Below are 14,901 nucleotides of genomic sequence, written 5' to 3' on the forward strand. Positions count from 1 at the left end.
CTGGCGAGGGTGGCCATTTCGGCGCGCGGCTCATATGTGCCAGCACGCGGCTTTAAGGGGTGATCTCTGAAGATTTCGGCGCGCGTTCCAGCGTCGCAGCCCCCCGCCGCCAGCAATTTGAAGATACGCAAGAATGGATATCAGCCAAAACGCTCGACTGTCTGTGGCCCCGATGATGGACTGGACCGACCGGCATTGCCGCGCGTTCCATCGCGTGCTCTCGGCGCAGGCGCTGCTTTACACCGAGATGGTGACAAGCGCGGCGCTGGTCCGCGGCGGCGCCGCGCGGCTGCTGGATTACGGCGAAGCGGAGCACCCCGTGGCGCTGCAACTCGGTGGCTCGGATCCGGGCGAGTTGGCGGAGGCGACCGCGATGGCCGTCGCGCGGGGCTATGACGAGGTGAACCTCAATGTCGGCTGCCCCTCGGACCGGGTGCAGTCGGGCTGCTTCGGCGCGGTCCTGATGGAGCGGCCGGGACTGGTGGCGGAGTGTCTCCGGGCGATGGGCGACGCGGCCGGCCCCGTGCCCGTCACCGTCAAGTGCCGCATCGGCGTCGACGACCAAGATCCGGAGACCGTGCTGCCCGATTTCGTCGCACGCGTCGCCGACGCGGGGGTCACGCGCCTGACGATCCATGCGCGCAAGGCTTGGTTGCAGGGCCTTTCGCCCAAGCAGAACCGGGAGGTGCCGCCGCTCGATTACAGTCTCGTGCATCGGATCAAGGCGCGCTTTCCGGAGATGCACCTGTCGATCAATGGCGGGATCGCGACCCTGGATGCGGCGATGGAACAGCTCGACGTGATGGACGGCGTTATGGTGGGGCGGGCCGCCTATCACGATCCCGCCGCGATCCTGCTCCGGGCGGATTCTCGGATCTTCGGCGCGGTGGATCCCTGCGCCTCCCGCGTGGAGGCAGTGATGCGGATGGTGCCCCATATCGAGGCACATCTGGCGGAGGGCGGCAAGCTGGGTCAGGTCACGCGGCACATGCTGGGCCTGTTCTCGGGCCTGCCCGGGGCGCGCGGATGGCGCCGGACGCTCTCGGAAGGCGCGACGCGGCCCGGTGCGGGTCTCGACGTGCTCTATGCCGCGTTGGAGCAGGTGACGGAGCGCGCGGCCTAGCCTTGCCGGAGGCGAGCGGCGCGTCCGCCGCGACGCACGCGGTGGCGGGCTTCGCGGGCGGGCAACTCCGCCATGATCGCGCGCCGCGTCTCGGGCGTCATCCGGGACCAGGCGGTGATCTCGTCGATCGAGCGCAGGCAGCCGGTGCAGAGCCGCGTCTCGGGATGAACAACGCAGATCTTCACACAGGGGCTCTCGATCTCGGCCCGGCTCCAGATTTCGTCGCTCACGACGTGCTCCTCAGATGGTTCAGGCGGTCCAGGACGCCTTGCAGGATGTAGCCGGCGGCGACGTGGTCGATGACCTCGGCCCGGCGTTTGCGGGAAGTGTCGGCGGCCAGCAGCGCGCGCTCGGCCGCGACCGTCGAGAGGCGCTCATCCCAGAAGACGAGCGGCGTGTCGATACGGCGCGCGAGATTGCGCGCGAAGGCGCGTGAGGCCTGGACCCGTGGCCCTTCGCTCCCGTCCATGTTGAGCGGCAGGCCCAGTACGATCCCGGTCACGGAGCGCTTCTCCAGGATCTCCTCCAGCGCGACCGCATCGGCGGTGAACTTCGTGCGCCGGATCGTTGTGAGCGGCGTCGCGACCGAACGCAGCCCGTCCGAGACGGCGACGCCGATCGTCTTGGTCCCCAGATCCAGCCCGGCCAGCGCACCGACCGGGGGCAGGGCGGCGGCAAAGGCCTCCACGCTGTCGCAGATCACGGGGTGAAGCCCGCCCGGTCGGCGGCCTGCGCGAGCATGTCCAGGGCGCCTTGGTTGCCCTCGAAGACCAGAATGGCCTCGTTATAGACCGCAACCGCGGCATTGAGGTTGCCCGAGACGCCATAGGCGGTGATCAGGCGCGCCCAGTCTTCGACCGGCCCCCCATCGGAGGCAAGGCGCGCCGCAAGGCCGGAAATCATGCCCTCGATCATTTGGACGCGCTCTTCCATCGTCATCTCGCCGGCCGCCTCGATATCTTCGGCACTGGGGCCGCGCGGACGGGGGAGTTGGTCAAGAGGGGTCGGATCGCCCGCCGCCTGGGAGATCGCTTCGATCCGTGCGTAGATGACCGGCAGCCAGGGCGCGTCGGGCGTGCTGTCGGCCACCAGGCGGCGCCAGACCGGCCAGGCCAGATCCGGCCGGCCGCCCTGCGCATACATGCTGCCCAGATAGAACCGGGCCAGTCCATGGGAGCTGTCCCGGGTGAGCGCCGCCTCTAGGGCCCGCTCGGCCTCGGGCGAAACATAGCCTCCCGCCGCCAGGATCATCAGTTCGGCGAGCGATGCGTAGTCGTTGGCCGTCGCTTCGTCGCCGAGGATCTCGATCACCCGCGTCTGGGCGCGCCACGCCGCCTCCATGTCGCCCAACCCCGCCTCGGTCTGGGCGGCCAGCCGCCAGCCGCGCAGATCGTCCGGCCGCTCCTTGAGCACGTCACGCAATTGCTGCGCCATCGCGGTGACGTCCGGGCGGGAGGTGTCGATCTGGTTGGGAACCTCTGCCTCCGCCGCGGCCTGGCCGGCCCGGGCGGCGCGGTTCTCCTCGATGGCGCTGATCCGGGTCTGGAGCGGCATGTCGCCATAGCCCGGCGCGCCGATCGTCAGATAAGTCGCCAGCGTCACCGCCACGACCAGCACGACGGCGAGGCCCGCGCCGATCCAGCCATTGCCGTGAAAACCGGCCGTCGCCGCCTGCGCCGCCTTGTCCGCGGCCAGCAGACGCCGTGCCACCTCGGCGCGGGCGGCCTCGGCCTCGGCCTCGGTCAACGTGCCGCGCGCCCGGTCCCGGTCCAGCTCCGCAAGCTGGTCGCGATAGACTTCGACATCCGGTGCGGCCACTTCCGGCGGTGTGCGGAATGCCGCGATCACGATAGCGGTGCAGCCGGCCGTCAGGGCGATGGCCGCGATCCAAAATAGCATGAGACCCCTCCGTTTCGCGCCGGACCCTAGACTGGGCGGAAGATGGCCGAAAGGCCGGATGACGCGCCTGTGAGGCAGGAAGCGACGCCATGTCGCAAAGCGCATCGGGAGTGCCGCTTGAACCCGCTCCAACCGTGGTGTCCAGAGGTTAGGCCGGGGCAGGGGACCCCTCTGACAGGACGACCATGAGACGCTTCTCCGCATTCGCCATCGCGCGCGAGGCCCTGCGCTATCACCAGGGTTGGGGCCGCACCTGGGCCAAGCGCCCGCCCAAGCCCCGCTACGATGTCGTCATCGTCGGCGCGGGCGGGCATGGGCTGGCGACCGCCTATTACCTGGGCAAGAATTTCGGGATCACGAATGTTGCGATCCTCGAAAAGGGTTGGCTGGGCGGCGGCAATACGGGCCGCAACACCACGATCATCCGCTCGAACTATCTTCAGGACCCGTCGGCCGCGATCTACGAAAAGTCGCGCAGCCTCTATGAGACGCTGAGCCAGGACTTGAACTACAACCTGATGTTTAGCCCCCGCGGCGTCATCATGCTGGCGCAGACCCATCACGAAGTCCGGGGCTACAAGCGCACGGCCCATGCCAATTCGCTCCAAGGCGTTGAGACGGAATGGATCGGCCCCGCCCGCGTCAAGCAGCTCTGCCCGATCATGAACATCAATGGGCCGCGCTATCCGGTGCTGGGCGGCCTCTGGCAGGCGCGGGGCGGCACGGCGCGGCACGATGCCGTGGCCTGGGGGCTGGCGCGGGCCTGCACCGACATGGGCATGGACATCATCCAGAAATGCGAGGTGACCGGCATCCGGCGCGAGGGCAGCAAGGTTGCCGGCGTCGACACAACCCAGGGCCCCATCGACTGCGACAAGCTGGGCGTGGTCGTCGCGGGCCACTCGGGCGTGCTGGCCGAGATGGCGGGCTTCCGGTTGCCGCTCGAGTCGGTGGCGCTCCAGGCCCTCGTGAGCGAGCCGATCAAGCCCTGCATGGACGTGGTCGTGATGGCCAACACCGTCCACGGCTACATGAGCCAGTCCGACAAGGGCGAGATGGTGATCGGCGGCGGCACGGACGGTTTCAACAACTACACCCAGCGCGGCAGCTTCCATCACATCGAGGAGACGGTCCGCGCCCTCTGCGAGACCTTCCCCATCGTCTCTAGGCTCAAGATGCTGCGCCAATGGGGCGGGATCGTCGACGTGACCGGCGACCGCTCCCCGATCATGTCCAAGACGCCGGTCGAGGGCATGTTCATCAATTGCGGCTGGGGCACCGGGGGGTTCAAGGCGATCCCGGGCTCCGGCTGGGGCATGGCGGAACTGATGGCCAAGGGACACTCGCCTCTGACCGATTCGTTCGGGATGGAGCGCTTCCGGGAAGGCCGGTTCATCGACGAAAGCGTTGCCGCGGGGGTGGCACACTGATGACGCATGAAAGACAGGCATCGGCGGTTTTTCGCCGCCTCTTCCTGGGGCGCGCCGCGCGTTTGACAAGAAAGTCCCTTTATTTCGGGGGGTCTCACGCGATTGGGAATGCGATAGAATTGTTTCGTGATCGAAACGTAACATTTATAGCATCATGGCATATTTCCCGTCTCCCATACGCATTCGCGGCCTCGCCCTCGTCGTTTTCGGCACCCTTGCCGCCGCGCTCCTCGTTGCGCTCGCCTTTGCGACGGGCTTGGTGGACCTTGGCCTCGGCGCTCCGACCGTTCGGATCGATGCGCCCGGCCCGTCGGAGTGGCCCAGATACCCGGAGTGATCGCCCCCGCGTCACCGGCCTGACCGGAGGCGCGCCATGCTGATCCTGACCTGCCCCTATTGCGGCATCGACGCCGACGAGACCGAGCTTGCGCCCGGAGGCGAGGCCCATCTCAAACGCGAGGGCCCCGATAGCTCCGACGACGCGTTCGAGGCCTATCTCTTTGCCCGCGACAACGTCCGGGGCATTCATCTAGAACGCTGGCGCCACGCTTATGGCTGCGGCAAGTGGTTCCTTGCCGCGCGCGACACGGCGACGCTCGAAGTGCTGGGCACCTATTCGGCCCAGACCTCCGAGCCGCCGGCCGAGATCCGCACCCGCATTCAGGAAAGACAAGCCCGATGAGCATGCGTCTGGCGACGGGCGGCCGGGTCATCGACCGGACCCGCCCGATCGAGTTCACGTTCGACGGTCGCGTGATGCGCGGCTATGAGGGCGACACGGTCGCCTCGGCTCTGCTGGCCAATGGTCAGCTGCTGATGGGCCGCAGCTTCAAATATCACCGGCCCCGCTCCGTCGTCGCCTCCGGCGCGGAAGAGCCCAATGCGTTGATGACGATCGGCAAAGGCGGGCGGGAGACGCCAAATGTCCGCGCCACCGAGCAATTGCTGGAGGAGGGGCTGGAGGTCCGTTCCCAGAACGCCTGGCCCTCGCTCGGCCTCGATATCGGCCGGATCAACGATTTTGGCGCGCGGTTCCTGCCCGCCGGGTTCTACTACAAGACGTTCATACACCCGCGCCCGTTCTGGAAGCATGTGTTCGAGCCCTTCATCCGCAAGGCGGCCGGCCTCGGCCCCGCGCCGACGCGGCCCGATGAGGACCGCTACGAATTTACTTATGATTTCTGCGACGTGCTCGTTGTCGGGGGCGGCATTGCCGGTCTGATCGCGGCGCGCGACGCCGCCGCCGATGGCGCCCGGGTGATGCTGGTGGAGCGTGGGCCGCATTTCGGCGGCCGGGCCGTGATCGACGGGGATGTCATCGACGGGCAGCCGGCCGAAGATTGGGTGAAGGCCGTCGTGCAAGAGCTTGCCGCCATGGAGAATGTTACGCTCCTGACCCGCTGCGAGGGTTCGGGCGTCTACGACCATGGCTATGTGCTCTGCGACGAGGCCGTCTCCGGTCCCGTGCGGCAGCGGCTTCGCCGCGTGCGCGCCGGTCACGTGATTGCCGCCACGGGCGCTCTGGAGCGACCCTTGTCTTTTGCTGGTAACGATTTGCCGGGTGTTCTGCTTGCGTCCGCGCTTCGCGACTACGTGGTCGCGCATGGGGTTTCGGTCGGGGACCGGACGGTTATCGTCACGAATAACGACGATGCCTATCGCACCGCCAAAGTGCTGATCGAGGCGGGTCTGCGCGTTCCGGCCATTCTCGATGCCCGGACCGAGGTCGACAGTCCGTTGGTAAGCGAAGTCAAAGCTCTAGGCGTCGATGTTCATCTCGGCCGCGCACTTGCCAAGGTCCTCGGCCCCAGTCACGTCTCGGGCGTGGCCGTCTGTCTCCAGGCCGGCGAAGGCGCCGTCATGCAGGAGATCAGCTGCGATTGCGTTGCGATGTCAGGCGGATGGTCCCCGGTCGTGCATCTGTGGTCGCACTGCGGCGGTAAACTTTTCTGGGACGAGGAGCGGGCGATGTTCCGCCCCGATCCGAACCGCCCGCCGACCGGCGCGGATGGCAAAGGCTTCGTCACCTGCGTCGGCGCCGCGTCGGGCGCTCTGACCACGGCCGAGGTGGTGGCGTCGGCCAGCAACGGGACGCCCCCTGAGGTGGAACCTGAGACGACGACACCGATCGCGCCGGTCTGGATTATGCCGCACGGGGCCGGAGCGAAGCTGCGCGCCAAGATGTGGCTGGACTTCCAGAACGACGTGAAGGTGTCGGATGTCCGTCTCGCCGCCCAGGAAGGCTTCGAAAGCGTCGAACACGCCAAGCGCTACACGACGCTGGGCATGGCGACGGATCAGGGGAAACTGAGCAACATCAACGGACTAGCGGTGTTGTCCGAACGCCTGGACACGCCGATCCCGCAGGTCGGCACCACCACCTTCCGGCCGCCCTACACACCGATCACGCTGGGGGCGCTGGCCGGGGAGGCGAAGGGCGATCTGTTCCAGCCGCTGCGCCAGACGCCCATGCATGACTGGCATGTCGAGGCCGGGGCCTACATGGAGCCCGTGGGCCATTGGCGCCGGCCCTATTGCTATCCGAAAGGGCGCGAGAGCCACGCCCAGGCCGTCGAGCGTGAGGTGAAGACCGTCCGCGAAGCGCTTGGAATGCTTGATGCTTCGACGCTTGGGAAGCTGCTGGTCCGGGGACCGGACGCGGGCCGTTTCCTGGACATGCTCTACACGAACATGATGAGCAACCTGAAGCCTGGGCGCTGCCGCTACGGTCTGATGTGCGACGAGAACGGCTTTCTGATCGATGACGGGGTGGTCGCGCGCATCGATGAGCAGACCTGGCTGTGCCACACGACGACCGGCGGGGCTGATCGCATCCACGCGTGGATGGAGGATTGGCTGCAATGCGAGTGGTGGGACTGGAAGGTCCACGTCGTGAACCTCACGGAGCAGTTCGCGCAGATCGCCGTCGTCGGACCGAACGCCCGTAAGGTTCTGGAAAAGCTGGGCGGGATGGATCTCAGCGCCGAGGCGCTGCCCTTCATGGCCTGGGCCGAGGACGAATTGGGCGGTTTTCCGGTTCGCGTCTTCCGCATCAGCTTCTCGGGCGAACTCTCCTACGAGATCGCCGTGGCCGCAGGGCAGGGCCGCGCGCTTTGGGATCGGTTGATGGCCGAAGGGCAGCCGTTCGGGATGACGCCCTACGGGACCGAGGCGCTGCACGTGCTGCGGGCCGAAAAGGGCTTCATCATGATCGGCGACGAAACCGATGGGACGGTCGTGCCGCAGGATCTCGGGCTCGATTGGGCGATCTCCAAGAAGAAAACGGACTACCTGGGCAAGCGCGGCCAGATGCGGCCGGAGTTTCACAAACCGGATCGCTGGAAACTGGTCGGGCTGGAGACGCTCGACGGCTCCGTCCTGGAGGAAGGCGCCTATGCGGTCGCGCGGGGCACGAATGCCAACGGGCAGCAGAATGTGGAGGGGCGCGTGACCTCGACCTACTACTCGCCCACACTGGGCCGCGGCATCGCCATGGGGCTGGTCGCGCGGGGTCCGCAGCGGATGGGCGACATCCTCCGCTTCACCCGTATCGGGAAGGAGCCGCAGGAGGCCCGGATCGTCTCGCCGGTGTTCTACGATCCCGAGGGGGAGAAGCAAAATGTCTGACATTACGGTTTCCACCCCGGGCCCGATCGGCATGATCACCTTGCGAGGTGCCATGGAGGTGCTCGGCTCAGTCGTAACGAAAGTGACGGGATGTGCCTTGCCCGAGAGGCGAAAGTTCTCTGTCTCGGGGGCTTACGCTGCGTTGTGGATGTCGCCGGACGAGCTTCTGTTGGTCTGTGACCACGATGAGGCCGACGAGATCGCAAAACGCCTGACAACCGAGCTCGGCGCGGCCTTTGCGACGGTTGCCGTCGTCAGCGACGCGCGCGCCGTCTTCGACCTGGCCGGACCGGAGGCGCACCGAGCCCTGGCCAAGCTCTGCCCCGTCGACTTCCCGCGCCTCGCCGAAAACGAAGTCCGCCGGACCCGGATGGCGCAGGTGCCGGCGGCGCTCTGGCGGCATGGAGAGGGGTGGCGCGTGGTCTGCTTCCGCTCGGTCGCGGGCTATGCGGAGCGGCTGCTGACCAACGCCGCCGCTTGACGATCCCGCCTCAGCGCCTCACTTCACGGGGAGCGAAAACCGAACCACAGGGGGCCATCATGGCATTCGACCTTCCCGATCTTCCCTACGCGCATGACGCGCTCGCCTCCAAGGGCATGTCCAAGGAAACGCTGGAATATCACCACGACCTCCACCACAAGGCCTATGTCGACAACGGCAACAAGCTGATTGCCGGCACCGAGTGGGAGGGCAAGTCCCTGGAGGAGATCATCAAGGGCACCTACGATGCCGGTGCCGTTGCCCAGTCGGGGATCTTCAACAACATCAGCCAGTTGTGGAACCACAACCAGTTCTGGGAGATGATGACGCCCAACACCACCGCCATGCCCGGCGAGCTGGAGAAGGCCATCACCGAGAGCTTCGGATCGGTCGACGAGTTCAAGTCGCAGTTTTCTGCGGCCGGTGCCGGGCAGTTCGGCTCGGGCTGGGCCTGGCTGGTCAAGGACGCCGATGGCAGCCTGAAGGTCACCAAGACCGAGAACGGCGTGAACCCGCTCTGCTTCGGTCAGACCGCGCTGCTGGGCTGCGACGTGTGGGAGCATTCCTACTACATCGACTACCGCAACAAGCGGCCGGCCTACCTGACGAACTTCCTCGAGAACCTCGTCAACTGGGAAAACGTCGCTTCCCGGATGTGAGCCGGGAGGGAATTTGGTGGCGCCGGGGTGACCGGCGCCACTTTTTTCGATAGCATCGCGTCGATCCGGCGGGAGAGGTCGGAATTCTTCTTCTGCGAATGGGTTCTCGCACAAGAAGTCCCTCGTCCTCGCGGCCGGTCTGGCCCTCACCGCCCTCGTCGGCAGCGCGGCCAGCCTGTTCGCTTTCAAGGAGGTCGGGGCCGGCATCATAGGGACGTTGTCCAGTTCGATCGACCTGTCCGGCGCCTTTTAGGCCGGATCTACTAATCTCTCTGGGAACGACTTCATATTGCCCGGATCGGCCACCCTCGTGGCAACCGACGATGCGACGGTCAGTTCGCTCGGCTTCTTCGGCTCCGGGCCGGGCTCCTTCGGCTCGGGCACAAACGCGTCCAGGGTTTACAGCGGCGACGACTTCCTTGTGAACGGGTTCGGAGGCACGCTCTACCTGTCGCCGTCCCCCGTGTCCGGCTCTGCGCTGAGCGGAACGTTCACCCTCGCCGGGCAGAGCCTCGCGAGTATCGGCGTCACCCCCGGGCAGCTATGTCTACAGCCTTCCGAACGATACGGTGACAGTGCATTTCGGCCCCGCCGCTTTCATCCCTCTCCCGGCGAGTCTTCTCGCGGCCGCGTCGCCGGACCTGACCGTTTCACCGCGACAGCCGGGCCTGCGCGCAGGAACACGATCGGGTTCGAGGCGTTTTGTCTCCGAACCGAGAAGGAGGCGCGACCGATGGCCGACAGACACCGCTCCCAGGACGGACGACGCGAGACGGACCAGTTTATCGAGGACATGCCTGACACGCCCGATCAGCAGGGCCGCTCTGGCGGGCAGGTCGCCCGCGACGTGGGCACCGAGGACAGCCTGAAGCGCGCGAGTGCGCAGGGCGTCAAGGGCATGACCCGCGTCACGAAGTCCAAGGAACGCGACGAGGACGGGGAGAATGGCCAATGACCGGCATTCCTCATGATGCGCTGGTCGTCGTGACCGATAGCGAGAAGGTTCTGTTCCTGCGCAACCGGACGGACGCCCAGGATCCCAACCTTGCTGTGACCGGCAAGGAGGAGGAGCCCAACCCTCCTGATCGTGCGCAGACCGAGAACCTGCGCGGCCGCCAGTCGGAAAGCACGGGTTCCGGGGTCTATGCGTATGACGAGACCGACTTCCACGAGCTTCAAAAGGAGCGCTTCGCGGCGGATCTGGCCGAAAAGCTCTATGCCTTGGCCCATGTGGGGGCATTCGAGCGCCTGATTCTCGTCGCGCCGCCGACTATCTTGGGCGTGATCCGGGACGAGATGCACAAGGAAGTCGAGGACAAGCTGATCGCGACCATCGACAAGACGCTGACCAACCATCCGCGCGACAAGATCGAGAAGATCGTCGCCGAGACGCTGAAGACGGCTTAAGCCAGCAGATCCAGGGCGGCCCCGGCGTCCGGGGCCGTCTTCACGAAGTCCAGCAGGCTGCGATCCGCAAATCCCTGGTCGACGATGGCGTCGAGCAACCCGCTCAGCCGGTCCCAGTATCCATCGACGTTCAGGACCACGATCGGCTGGGCGTGCAGCCCGAGCTGGCGCCAGGTGAGGACCTCGAAGAACTCGTCCAGCGTGCCCGCGCCACCCGGCAGCACGACGACCGCGTCCGCGTTCATCAGCATGACCTTTTTGCGCTCATGCATGGTCTCGGTGACGACGAAGCGGGTCAGATCCCGTTTGCCGACCTCCAGCTGCAACAGATGGACCGGGATGACGCCGAATGTCTCCCCTCCGGCCTCCTGAACGGCGCGGGCGACCCGGCCCATCAGCCCCACATCGCCCGCGCCGTAAACAAGGCGCCAGTCGCGCTCCGCGATGCCGCGTCCCAGCTCTTGGGCCGCCTCGGCATAGGCAGGGCGCGCGCCGTCTCGGCTGCCGCAATAGACGCAAATCGATTTCATCGGAGCTCCGCTTATCCGGCTCGAGTCAGTGTTTTGACCTCGAACCCGACCATTGATAGAGGTTCGCCCAGCCCGCGCAAGCGCGGCAGGGGAATCACGATGAACAGCAATGCCGTCCTCGGGGGAGTCGTCGCAACGTGCCTGGTTGCCGGCATTGTCGGCTATGGGCTCCTGACGCGTGGGACCGATGTCATCGCCGTGACCGCGAACGCGCCCGGCGATACTTCCGTGCAGACGCAAGAGGCGCCGGACGAGGCCGCCTCCGTGCCGGCGGTTCCGCCCGCCGAGGTGCCGGTCCAGCCTGCCGCCGCCGAGATCGCCGCCGCCGCGCCCGAGGCGCAGACCACCCCCGAGATGCCCCGCGCGCCAGAGGCGCTCCTGCCCGAGATGGGCCTTGTCCGCGTCGATGCGCAGGGCGGGGCGCTGGTCGCCGGCACCGGGTCCGCTTTGGCCGAAGTGACGGTCCGCCTGGATGGGGTTGCGATTGCCTCCGCCCGAACCGATCGCAGCGGCGGCTTCGTGACGATGTTCGATCTGCCCCTCTCGGTTGAGCCCCAGCTCTTGACGTTGGAAATGGAGACGGCGGATGGGGGCGTCGCTCGCGCCGCCGAAAGCGTGATCGTCGCGCCTGCGCGCCCGGAACCGGCGAGACCCGGCGCGCTGCCCGTCGCCGAGCGGGATACGGCCCGTCCCGCGCAAGAGCAGGAGGTGGCGCAGCAGGCAGAAATTCCGCAAGCAGGGCCGGAACCGCGCGTCGAGACGGCGCAGGGGACCGACCCGGCGCTCGCGACGCCGTCCGACCTGCCATCGGTCGCCGCGGGCAACACGTTTGCCGCACGGACGGAACCGGCGGATCCGGTCGAGTTGGCTTCGGTCGCTCAAACTGGGACCGCCCCGCTCCCCGGGACGGCGCCAAGCGATACGCCGCGCGCGGGCAACGACCGGACGGCCTCCGAGCGCGCCACGCCGCCCGCACCCGCTACGCCGGAGCGGACCGTCGCGCCGGAGCCGACGGCACGTCCTGAGACCGCAACGGAAATCGCCGCCGCCTCTCCGGTGCCCGGCGGGGACGCGCCCGAAATCGCGGCCCGCGAAGCAAGCCCCCCGGAGGCGCCCGCCGCCGCCCCGCGTCTGATCCGAACCGGGCCCCAGGGCCTGTCGGTGATCCCACCCACGACCGCAGCGCAGCCCGAGGTCACCCAAGCGCTTGGCATCGAGGTGATCGCCTATGACGCGGTGGGCGACGTGCAGTTGGCGGGCCGCGCCCAAACAGATGCCGAGCTGCGCATCTATCTCAACAATCAGGCGGTTCAGACTGTGCGCGTCGGACCCGACGGGAAATGGTCCGCGCCGCTCAACGAGGTGGCGAGCGGCGTCTACACGCTGCGCATCGATGAGGTCGATGCTCAAGGCGCAGTGACCGCCCGGGTCGAGACTCCGTTTCAACGGACCGCGCCCGAGATCGCCGCGCAGGCCCGCCGGGATGGCGCGACCGCGATCACGGTCCAGACCGGCTTCACCCTTTGGGCCCTGTCCGAGGGGTATTTCGGTGACGGCGTGCAATATGTCCAACTCTTCGAGGCCAATCGCGACCAGATCCGCGACCCGGACCTGATTTACCCAGGGCAGGTCTTCCGCCTCCCCGAGGTGGAGTAACGATTCTGCCCAATGCCGTCCCGACATGGCCGTCCCGGCCTGAAAGCCTTGCCCATGGCCTCTGATCCCGACGTAACGGGCCCGACCTCCGGCTGGGCGATCATCCGCAAGGTGGCGCCCTATCTCTGGCCCGACGAGGAAACCTGGGTGAAGCATCGCGTCGTCGCGGCCTTGGGCATGCTGGTGCTGGCCAAGGTCGTCGCCGTCTCGACCCCGTTCTTCTACAAGGCCGCCGTCGACACGCTGGCCCCGGACACGGTGACCCCGGCCTGGGCACTCGGTACGGGCGCCATCGCGCTGACCGTGGTCTATGGGCTCGCCCGCGCGCTCAATATCGGCTTCCAGCAGTTGCGCGACGTGATTTTCGCGCGCGTCGGACAAAGGGCGCTGCGCCGCCTCGCGGCCGAGACCTTCTCGCATATCCACCGCTTGTCGATGCGCTACCACATCACCCGCAAGACCGGGGGGCTGAGCCGCATCATCGAGCGCGGGGTGAAAGGCGTGGAGTTCCTGCTGCGCTTCCTGCTCTTCTCCATCGGCCCTTTGGTCCTGGAGCTCTTGATGATCTGCGTTATCCTTTGGATTGCGTTCGATTTCCGATACATGGCCATCGTTCTTGTAACGATCGCGGCCTATGTGGCCTTTACCTTCAAGGTCACGGAATGGCGCGTCCGCATCCGTCGTGAGATGAACGAGCAGGACGCGGACGCCAACCAAAAGGCCATCGACAGCCTGCTGAACTTCGAGACGGTCAAGTATTTCGGGGCCGAACGTCGGGAGGCGGCGCGCTATGACAGCGCCATGGCGCTCTACGAGAAAGCGGCGCTGAAGACCTCCTACACGCTGGCCTTCTTGAATTTCGGGCAGGCGGTGATCATCACGACGGGTCTCGTATCGGTGATGGTGCTCGCCGCGATGGGGGTCCAGGACGGGACGTTGACCGTCGGCGATTTCGTCATGGTCAATGCCTATATGATCCAGATCACGATGCCGCTGAACTTTCTCGGCACGGTCTATCGCGAGATCCGGCAGGCCCTTGTCGATATGGGCGAGATGTTCGGTCTCTTGGAGCAGCCCTCCGAAGTGCAGGACGCCCAGGATGCCGCGCCGCTGGTGGTTCGCGGTGGCCGGGTAGAGTTGCGCGACGTGTATTTCGGCTATGATCCGGCCCGACCGATTCTGCGCGGCATTTCGATTTCGGTTGCCGAAGGGGAGAGCGTGGCGCTCGTCGGCCCGTCCGGTTCGGGCAAGTCGACCATCGGCCGGCTCCTATTCCGGTTCTACGACGTGGATGACGGCGCGATCCTGATTGACGGGCAGGATGTGCGGGCCGTCACGCAAGAAAGCCTTCATGCGCAGATTGGAGTGGTGCCGCAGGACACGGTCCTGTTCAACGACACCATCCGCTACAATATCGCGTATGGGCGGCCTGACGCCTCCGATGCCGAGGTGCGCGCCGCGGCGGCGGCCGCGAAGATCGACCGATTTATCGAGACGCTACCCGAAGGCTACGAGACGGCGGTCGGCGAGCGGGGTTTGAAGCTTTCTGGTGGTGAGAAACAGCGGGTGGGCATCGCCCGGACTTTGTTGAAGGATCCACCGATCTTGCTTTTGGACGAGGCCACTTCGGCCTTGGACACGGAGACCGAGCAGGAAATCCAGTCTGAACTGCGTGCGATGTCGCAGGGACGGACGGTGTTGATGATCGCGCATCGGCTCTCGACGGTGGTCGATGCGGATCGGATCGTGGTCCTGGAAAATGGCCGGGTCGTGGAAGAGGGCACCCATGAGGCGCTTCTGGCGCGCGGCGAACGCTATGCGAGCCTGTGGACCCGCCAGCAAGCCGACGAAGACGCCGCCTAACGCGGTATGCCAGGGAGGCGTCGGGAGAGGCTGTCGTCAAACGGGTGAGCGCTGCCTAGATCCCATCGGTATCGCGCCTGATATGATGGCGCTGTTCGGGGCACATGCAAACGGCCTCTGTCCGACGTGGATAATGGGCCCTGAAACGCGGGCCCTCCGTGCATCTCCACGGGTGGCCTAAAGACTCCGAATGGGTTCGCGGTCATGGCTCGGGCCACCCTCTGTT

The 14,901-nt window shown here is 66.5% G+C and carries 15 protein-coding genes; 11 read left to right on the top strand and 4 right to left on the bottom strand.

The window, feature by feature from the left end; genetic code table 11:
- Positions 1 to 133: 133 nt before the first annotated feature.
- The gene (dusA, locus tag DTQ71_RS17155; RefSeq protein ID WP_109565529.1) at positions 134 to 1,123 is read left to right on the top strand and encodes a tRNA dihydrouridine(20/20a) synthase DusA; all 990 of its coding nucleotides are present in this window, start codon (positions 134 to 136) and stop codon (positions 1,121 to 1,123) included.
- Here the strand turns inward: dusA and DTQ71_RS17160 are convergent.
- From DTQ71_RS17160 to ccmI, 3 genes are read right to left on the bottom strand one after another with little or no spacing between them, the layout of a single operon-like run.
- Positions 1,120 to 1,353 carry a DUF1289 domain-containing protein gene (locus DTQ71_RS17160; RefSeq protein WP_109565530.1) on the bottom strand — a complete coding sequence of 78 codons (234 nt, stop codon included), beginning with the start codon at positions 1,351 to 1,353 and terminating at the stop codon, positions 1,120 to 1,122. The genes dusA and DTQ71_RS17160 overlap by 4 nt on opposite strands.
- Entirely contained in the window at positions 1,350 to 1,826 is a 477-nt protein-coding gene (ruvX, locus tag DTQ71_RS17165; protein WP_109565531.1) for a Holliday junction resolvase RuvX, read from the bottom strand. The genes DTQ71_RS17160 and ruvX overlap by 4 nt, the downstream gene beginning before the upstream one ends.
- Complete coding sequence (gene ccmI / locus DTQ71_RS17170; protein WP_170125476.1) at positions 1,823 to 3,022, bottom strand: c-type cytochrome biogenesis protein CcmI; 1,200 nt, start codon at positions 3,020 to 3,022, stop codon at positions 1,823 to 1,825. Before ccmI ends, ruvX begins: the two co-directional genes overlap by 4 nt.
- Positions 3,023 to 3,207: 185 nt before the next feature.
- On the opposite strand from ccmI, the gene DTQ71_RS17175 reads away from it, so the two are divergent.
- The 8 genes from DTQ71_RS17175 (at position 3,208) to DTQ71_RS17210 (ending at position 10,626) form a co-directional block, all read left to right on the top strand.
- Positions 3,208 to 4,452, top strand: coding sequence for a sarcosine oxidase subunit beta family protein (locus tag DTQ71_RS17175; protein WP_109565533.1), 1,245 nt, complete (start codon positions 3,208 to 3,210; stop codon positions 4,450 to 4,452).
- A 154-nt stretch (positions 4,453 to 4,606) separates the two neighbouring features.
- On the top strand, positions 4,607 to 4,789 hold the full coding sequence (locus DTQ71_RS17180) for a hypothetical protein (RefSeq protein WP_109565534.1): 183 nt from the start codon (positions 4,607 to 4,609) through the stop codon (positions 4,787 to 4,789).
- A gap of 36 nt (positions 4,790 to 4,825) precedes the next feature.
- On the top strand, positions 4,826 to 5,134 hold the full coding sequence (locus DTQ71_RS17185) for a sarcosine oxidase subunit delta (protein WP_109565535.1): 309 nt from the start codon (positions 4,826 to 4,828) through the stop codon (positions 5,132 to 5,134).
- Positions 5,131 to 8,079 (top strand): sarcosine oxidase subunit alpha family protein, encoded by a 2,949-nt coding sequence (locus DTQ71_RS17190; protein WP_109565536.1) that lies wholly within the window; start codon positions 5,131 to 5,133, stop codon positions 8,077 to 8,079. The genes DTQ71_RS17185 and DTQ71_RS17190 overlap by 4 nt, the downstream gene beginning before the upstream one ends.
- Complete coding sequence (locus DTQ71_RS17195; RefSeq protein ID WP_109565537.1) at positions 8,072 to 8,560, top strand: sarcosine oxidase subunit gamma; 489 nt, start codon at positions 8,072 to 8,074, stop codon at positions 8,558 to 8,560. Before DTQ71_RS17190 ends, DTQ71_RS17195 begins: the two co-directional genes overlap by 8 nt.
- A gap of 59 nt (positions 8,561 to 8,619) precedes the next feature.
- A complete protein-coding gene (locus DTQ71_RS17200; RefSeq protein WP_109565538.1) occupies positions 8,620 to 9,219 on the top strand; it encodes a superoxide dismutase in 600 nt (199 codons plus the stop codon).
- Positions 9,220 to 9,952: 733 nt separating this feature from the next.
- Positions 9,953 to 10,174, top strand: a complete 222-nt coding sequence (locus tag DTQ71_RS17205; RefSeq protein WP_109565593.1) for a hypothetical protein — start codon at positions 9,953 to 9,955, stop codon at positions 10,172 to 10,174.
- Entirely contained in the window at positions 10,171 to 10,626 is a 456-nt protein-coding gene (locus DTQ71_RS17210) for a host attachment family protein (RefSeq protein WP_109565539.1), read from the top strand. Before DTQ71_RS17205 ends, DTQ71_RS17210 begins: the two co-directional genes overlap by 4 nt.
- Here DTQ71_RS17210 and DTQ71_RS17215 read toward each other — a convergent pair.
- Entirely contained in the window at positions 10,623 to 11,156 is a 534-nt protein-coding gene (locus tag DTQ71_RS17215) for an LOG family protein (RefSeq protein ID WP_109565540.1), read from the bottom strand. The genes DTQ71_RS17210 and DTQ71_RS17215 overlap by 4 nt on opposite strands.
- 99 nt (positions 11,157 to 11,255) lie before the next feature.
- On the opposite strand from DTQ71_RS17215, the gene DTQ71_RS17220 reads away from it, so the two are divergent.
- Positions 11,256 to 12,812: a LysM peptidoglycan-binding domain-containing protein gene (locus DTQ71_RS17220; protein ID WP_109565541.1), complete on the top strand. Its 1,557-nt coding sequence runs from the start codon at positions 11,256 to 11,258 to the stop codon at positions 12,810 to 12,812.
- 54 nt (positions 12,813 to 12,866) lie between these two features.
- Positions 12,867 to 14,675: an ABCB family ABC transporter ATP-binding protein/permease gene (locus DTQ71_RS17225; protein ID WP_109565542.1), complete on the top strand. Its 1,809-nt coding sequence runs from the start codon at positions 12,867 to 12,869 to the stop codon at positions 14,673 to 14,675.
- The last annotated feature ends 226 nt before the right edge of the window (positions 14,676 to 14,901 follow it).

This window comes from Jannaschia seohaensis, assembly GCF_900116765.1.
In the GTDB taxonomy this organism is placed as follows: domain Bacteria; phylum Pseudomonadota; class Alphaproteobacteria; order Rhodobacterales; family Rhodobacteraceae; genus Jannaschia; species Jannaschia seohaensis.

Excerpts from the sequence above, each read along its gene's own strand:
- dusA (WP_109565529.1), top strand. The coding sequence starts at position 134 with ATGGATATCAGCCAAAACGCTCGACTGTCTGTGGCCCCGATGATGGAC.
- ccmI (WP_170125476.1), bottom strand. The coding sequence starts at position 3,022 with ATGCTATTTTGGATCGCGGCCATCGCCCTGACGGCCGGCTGCACCGCT.
- DTQ71_RS17175 (WP_109565533.1), top strand. The coding sequence starts at position 3,208 with ATGAGACGCTTCTCCGCATTCGCCATCGCGCGCGAGGCCCTGCGCTAT.
- DTQ71_RS17180 (WP_109565534.1), top strand. The coding sequence starts at position 4,607 with ATGGCATATTTCCCGTCTCCCATACGCATTCGCGGCCTCGCCCTCGTC.
- DTQ71_RS17185 (WP_109565535.1), top strand. The coding sequence starts at position 4,826 with ATGCTGATCCTGACCTGCCCCTATTGCGGCATCGACGCCGACGAGACC.
- DTQ71_RS17190 (WP_109565536.1), top strand. The coding sequence starts at position 5,131 with ATGAGCATGCGTCTGGCGACGGGCGGCCGGGTCATCGACCGGACCCGC.
- DTQ71_RS17195 (WP_109565537.1), top strand. The coding sequence starts at position 8,072 with ATGTCTGACATTACGGTTTCCACCCCGGGCCCGATCGGCATGATCACC.
- DTQ71_RS17200 (WP_109565538.1), top strand. The coding sequence starts at position 8,620 with ATGGCATTCGACCTTCCCGATCTTCCCTACGCGCATGACGCGCTCGCC.
- DTQ71_RS17205 (WP_109565593.1), top strand. The coding sequence starts at position 9,953 with ATGGCCGACAGACACCGCTCCCAGGACGGACGACGCGAGACGGACCAG.
- DTQ71_RS17210 (WP_109565539.1), top strand. The coding sequence starts at position 10,171 with ATGACCGGCATTCCTCATGATGCGCTGGTCGTCGTGACCGATAGCGAG.
- DTQ71_RS17215 (WP_109565540.1), bottom strand. The coding sequence starts at position 11,156 with ATGAAATCGATTTGCGTCTATTGCGGCAGCCGAGACGGCGCGCGCCCT.
- DTQ71_RS17220 (WP_109565541.1), top strand. The coding sequence starts at position 11,256 with ATGAACAGCAATGCCGTCCTCGGGGGAGTCGTCGCAACGTGCCTGGTT.
- DTQ71_RS17225 (WP_109565542.1), top strand. The coding sequence starts at position 12,867 with ATGGCCTCTGATCCCGACGTAACGGGCCCGACCTCCGGCTGGGCGATC.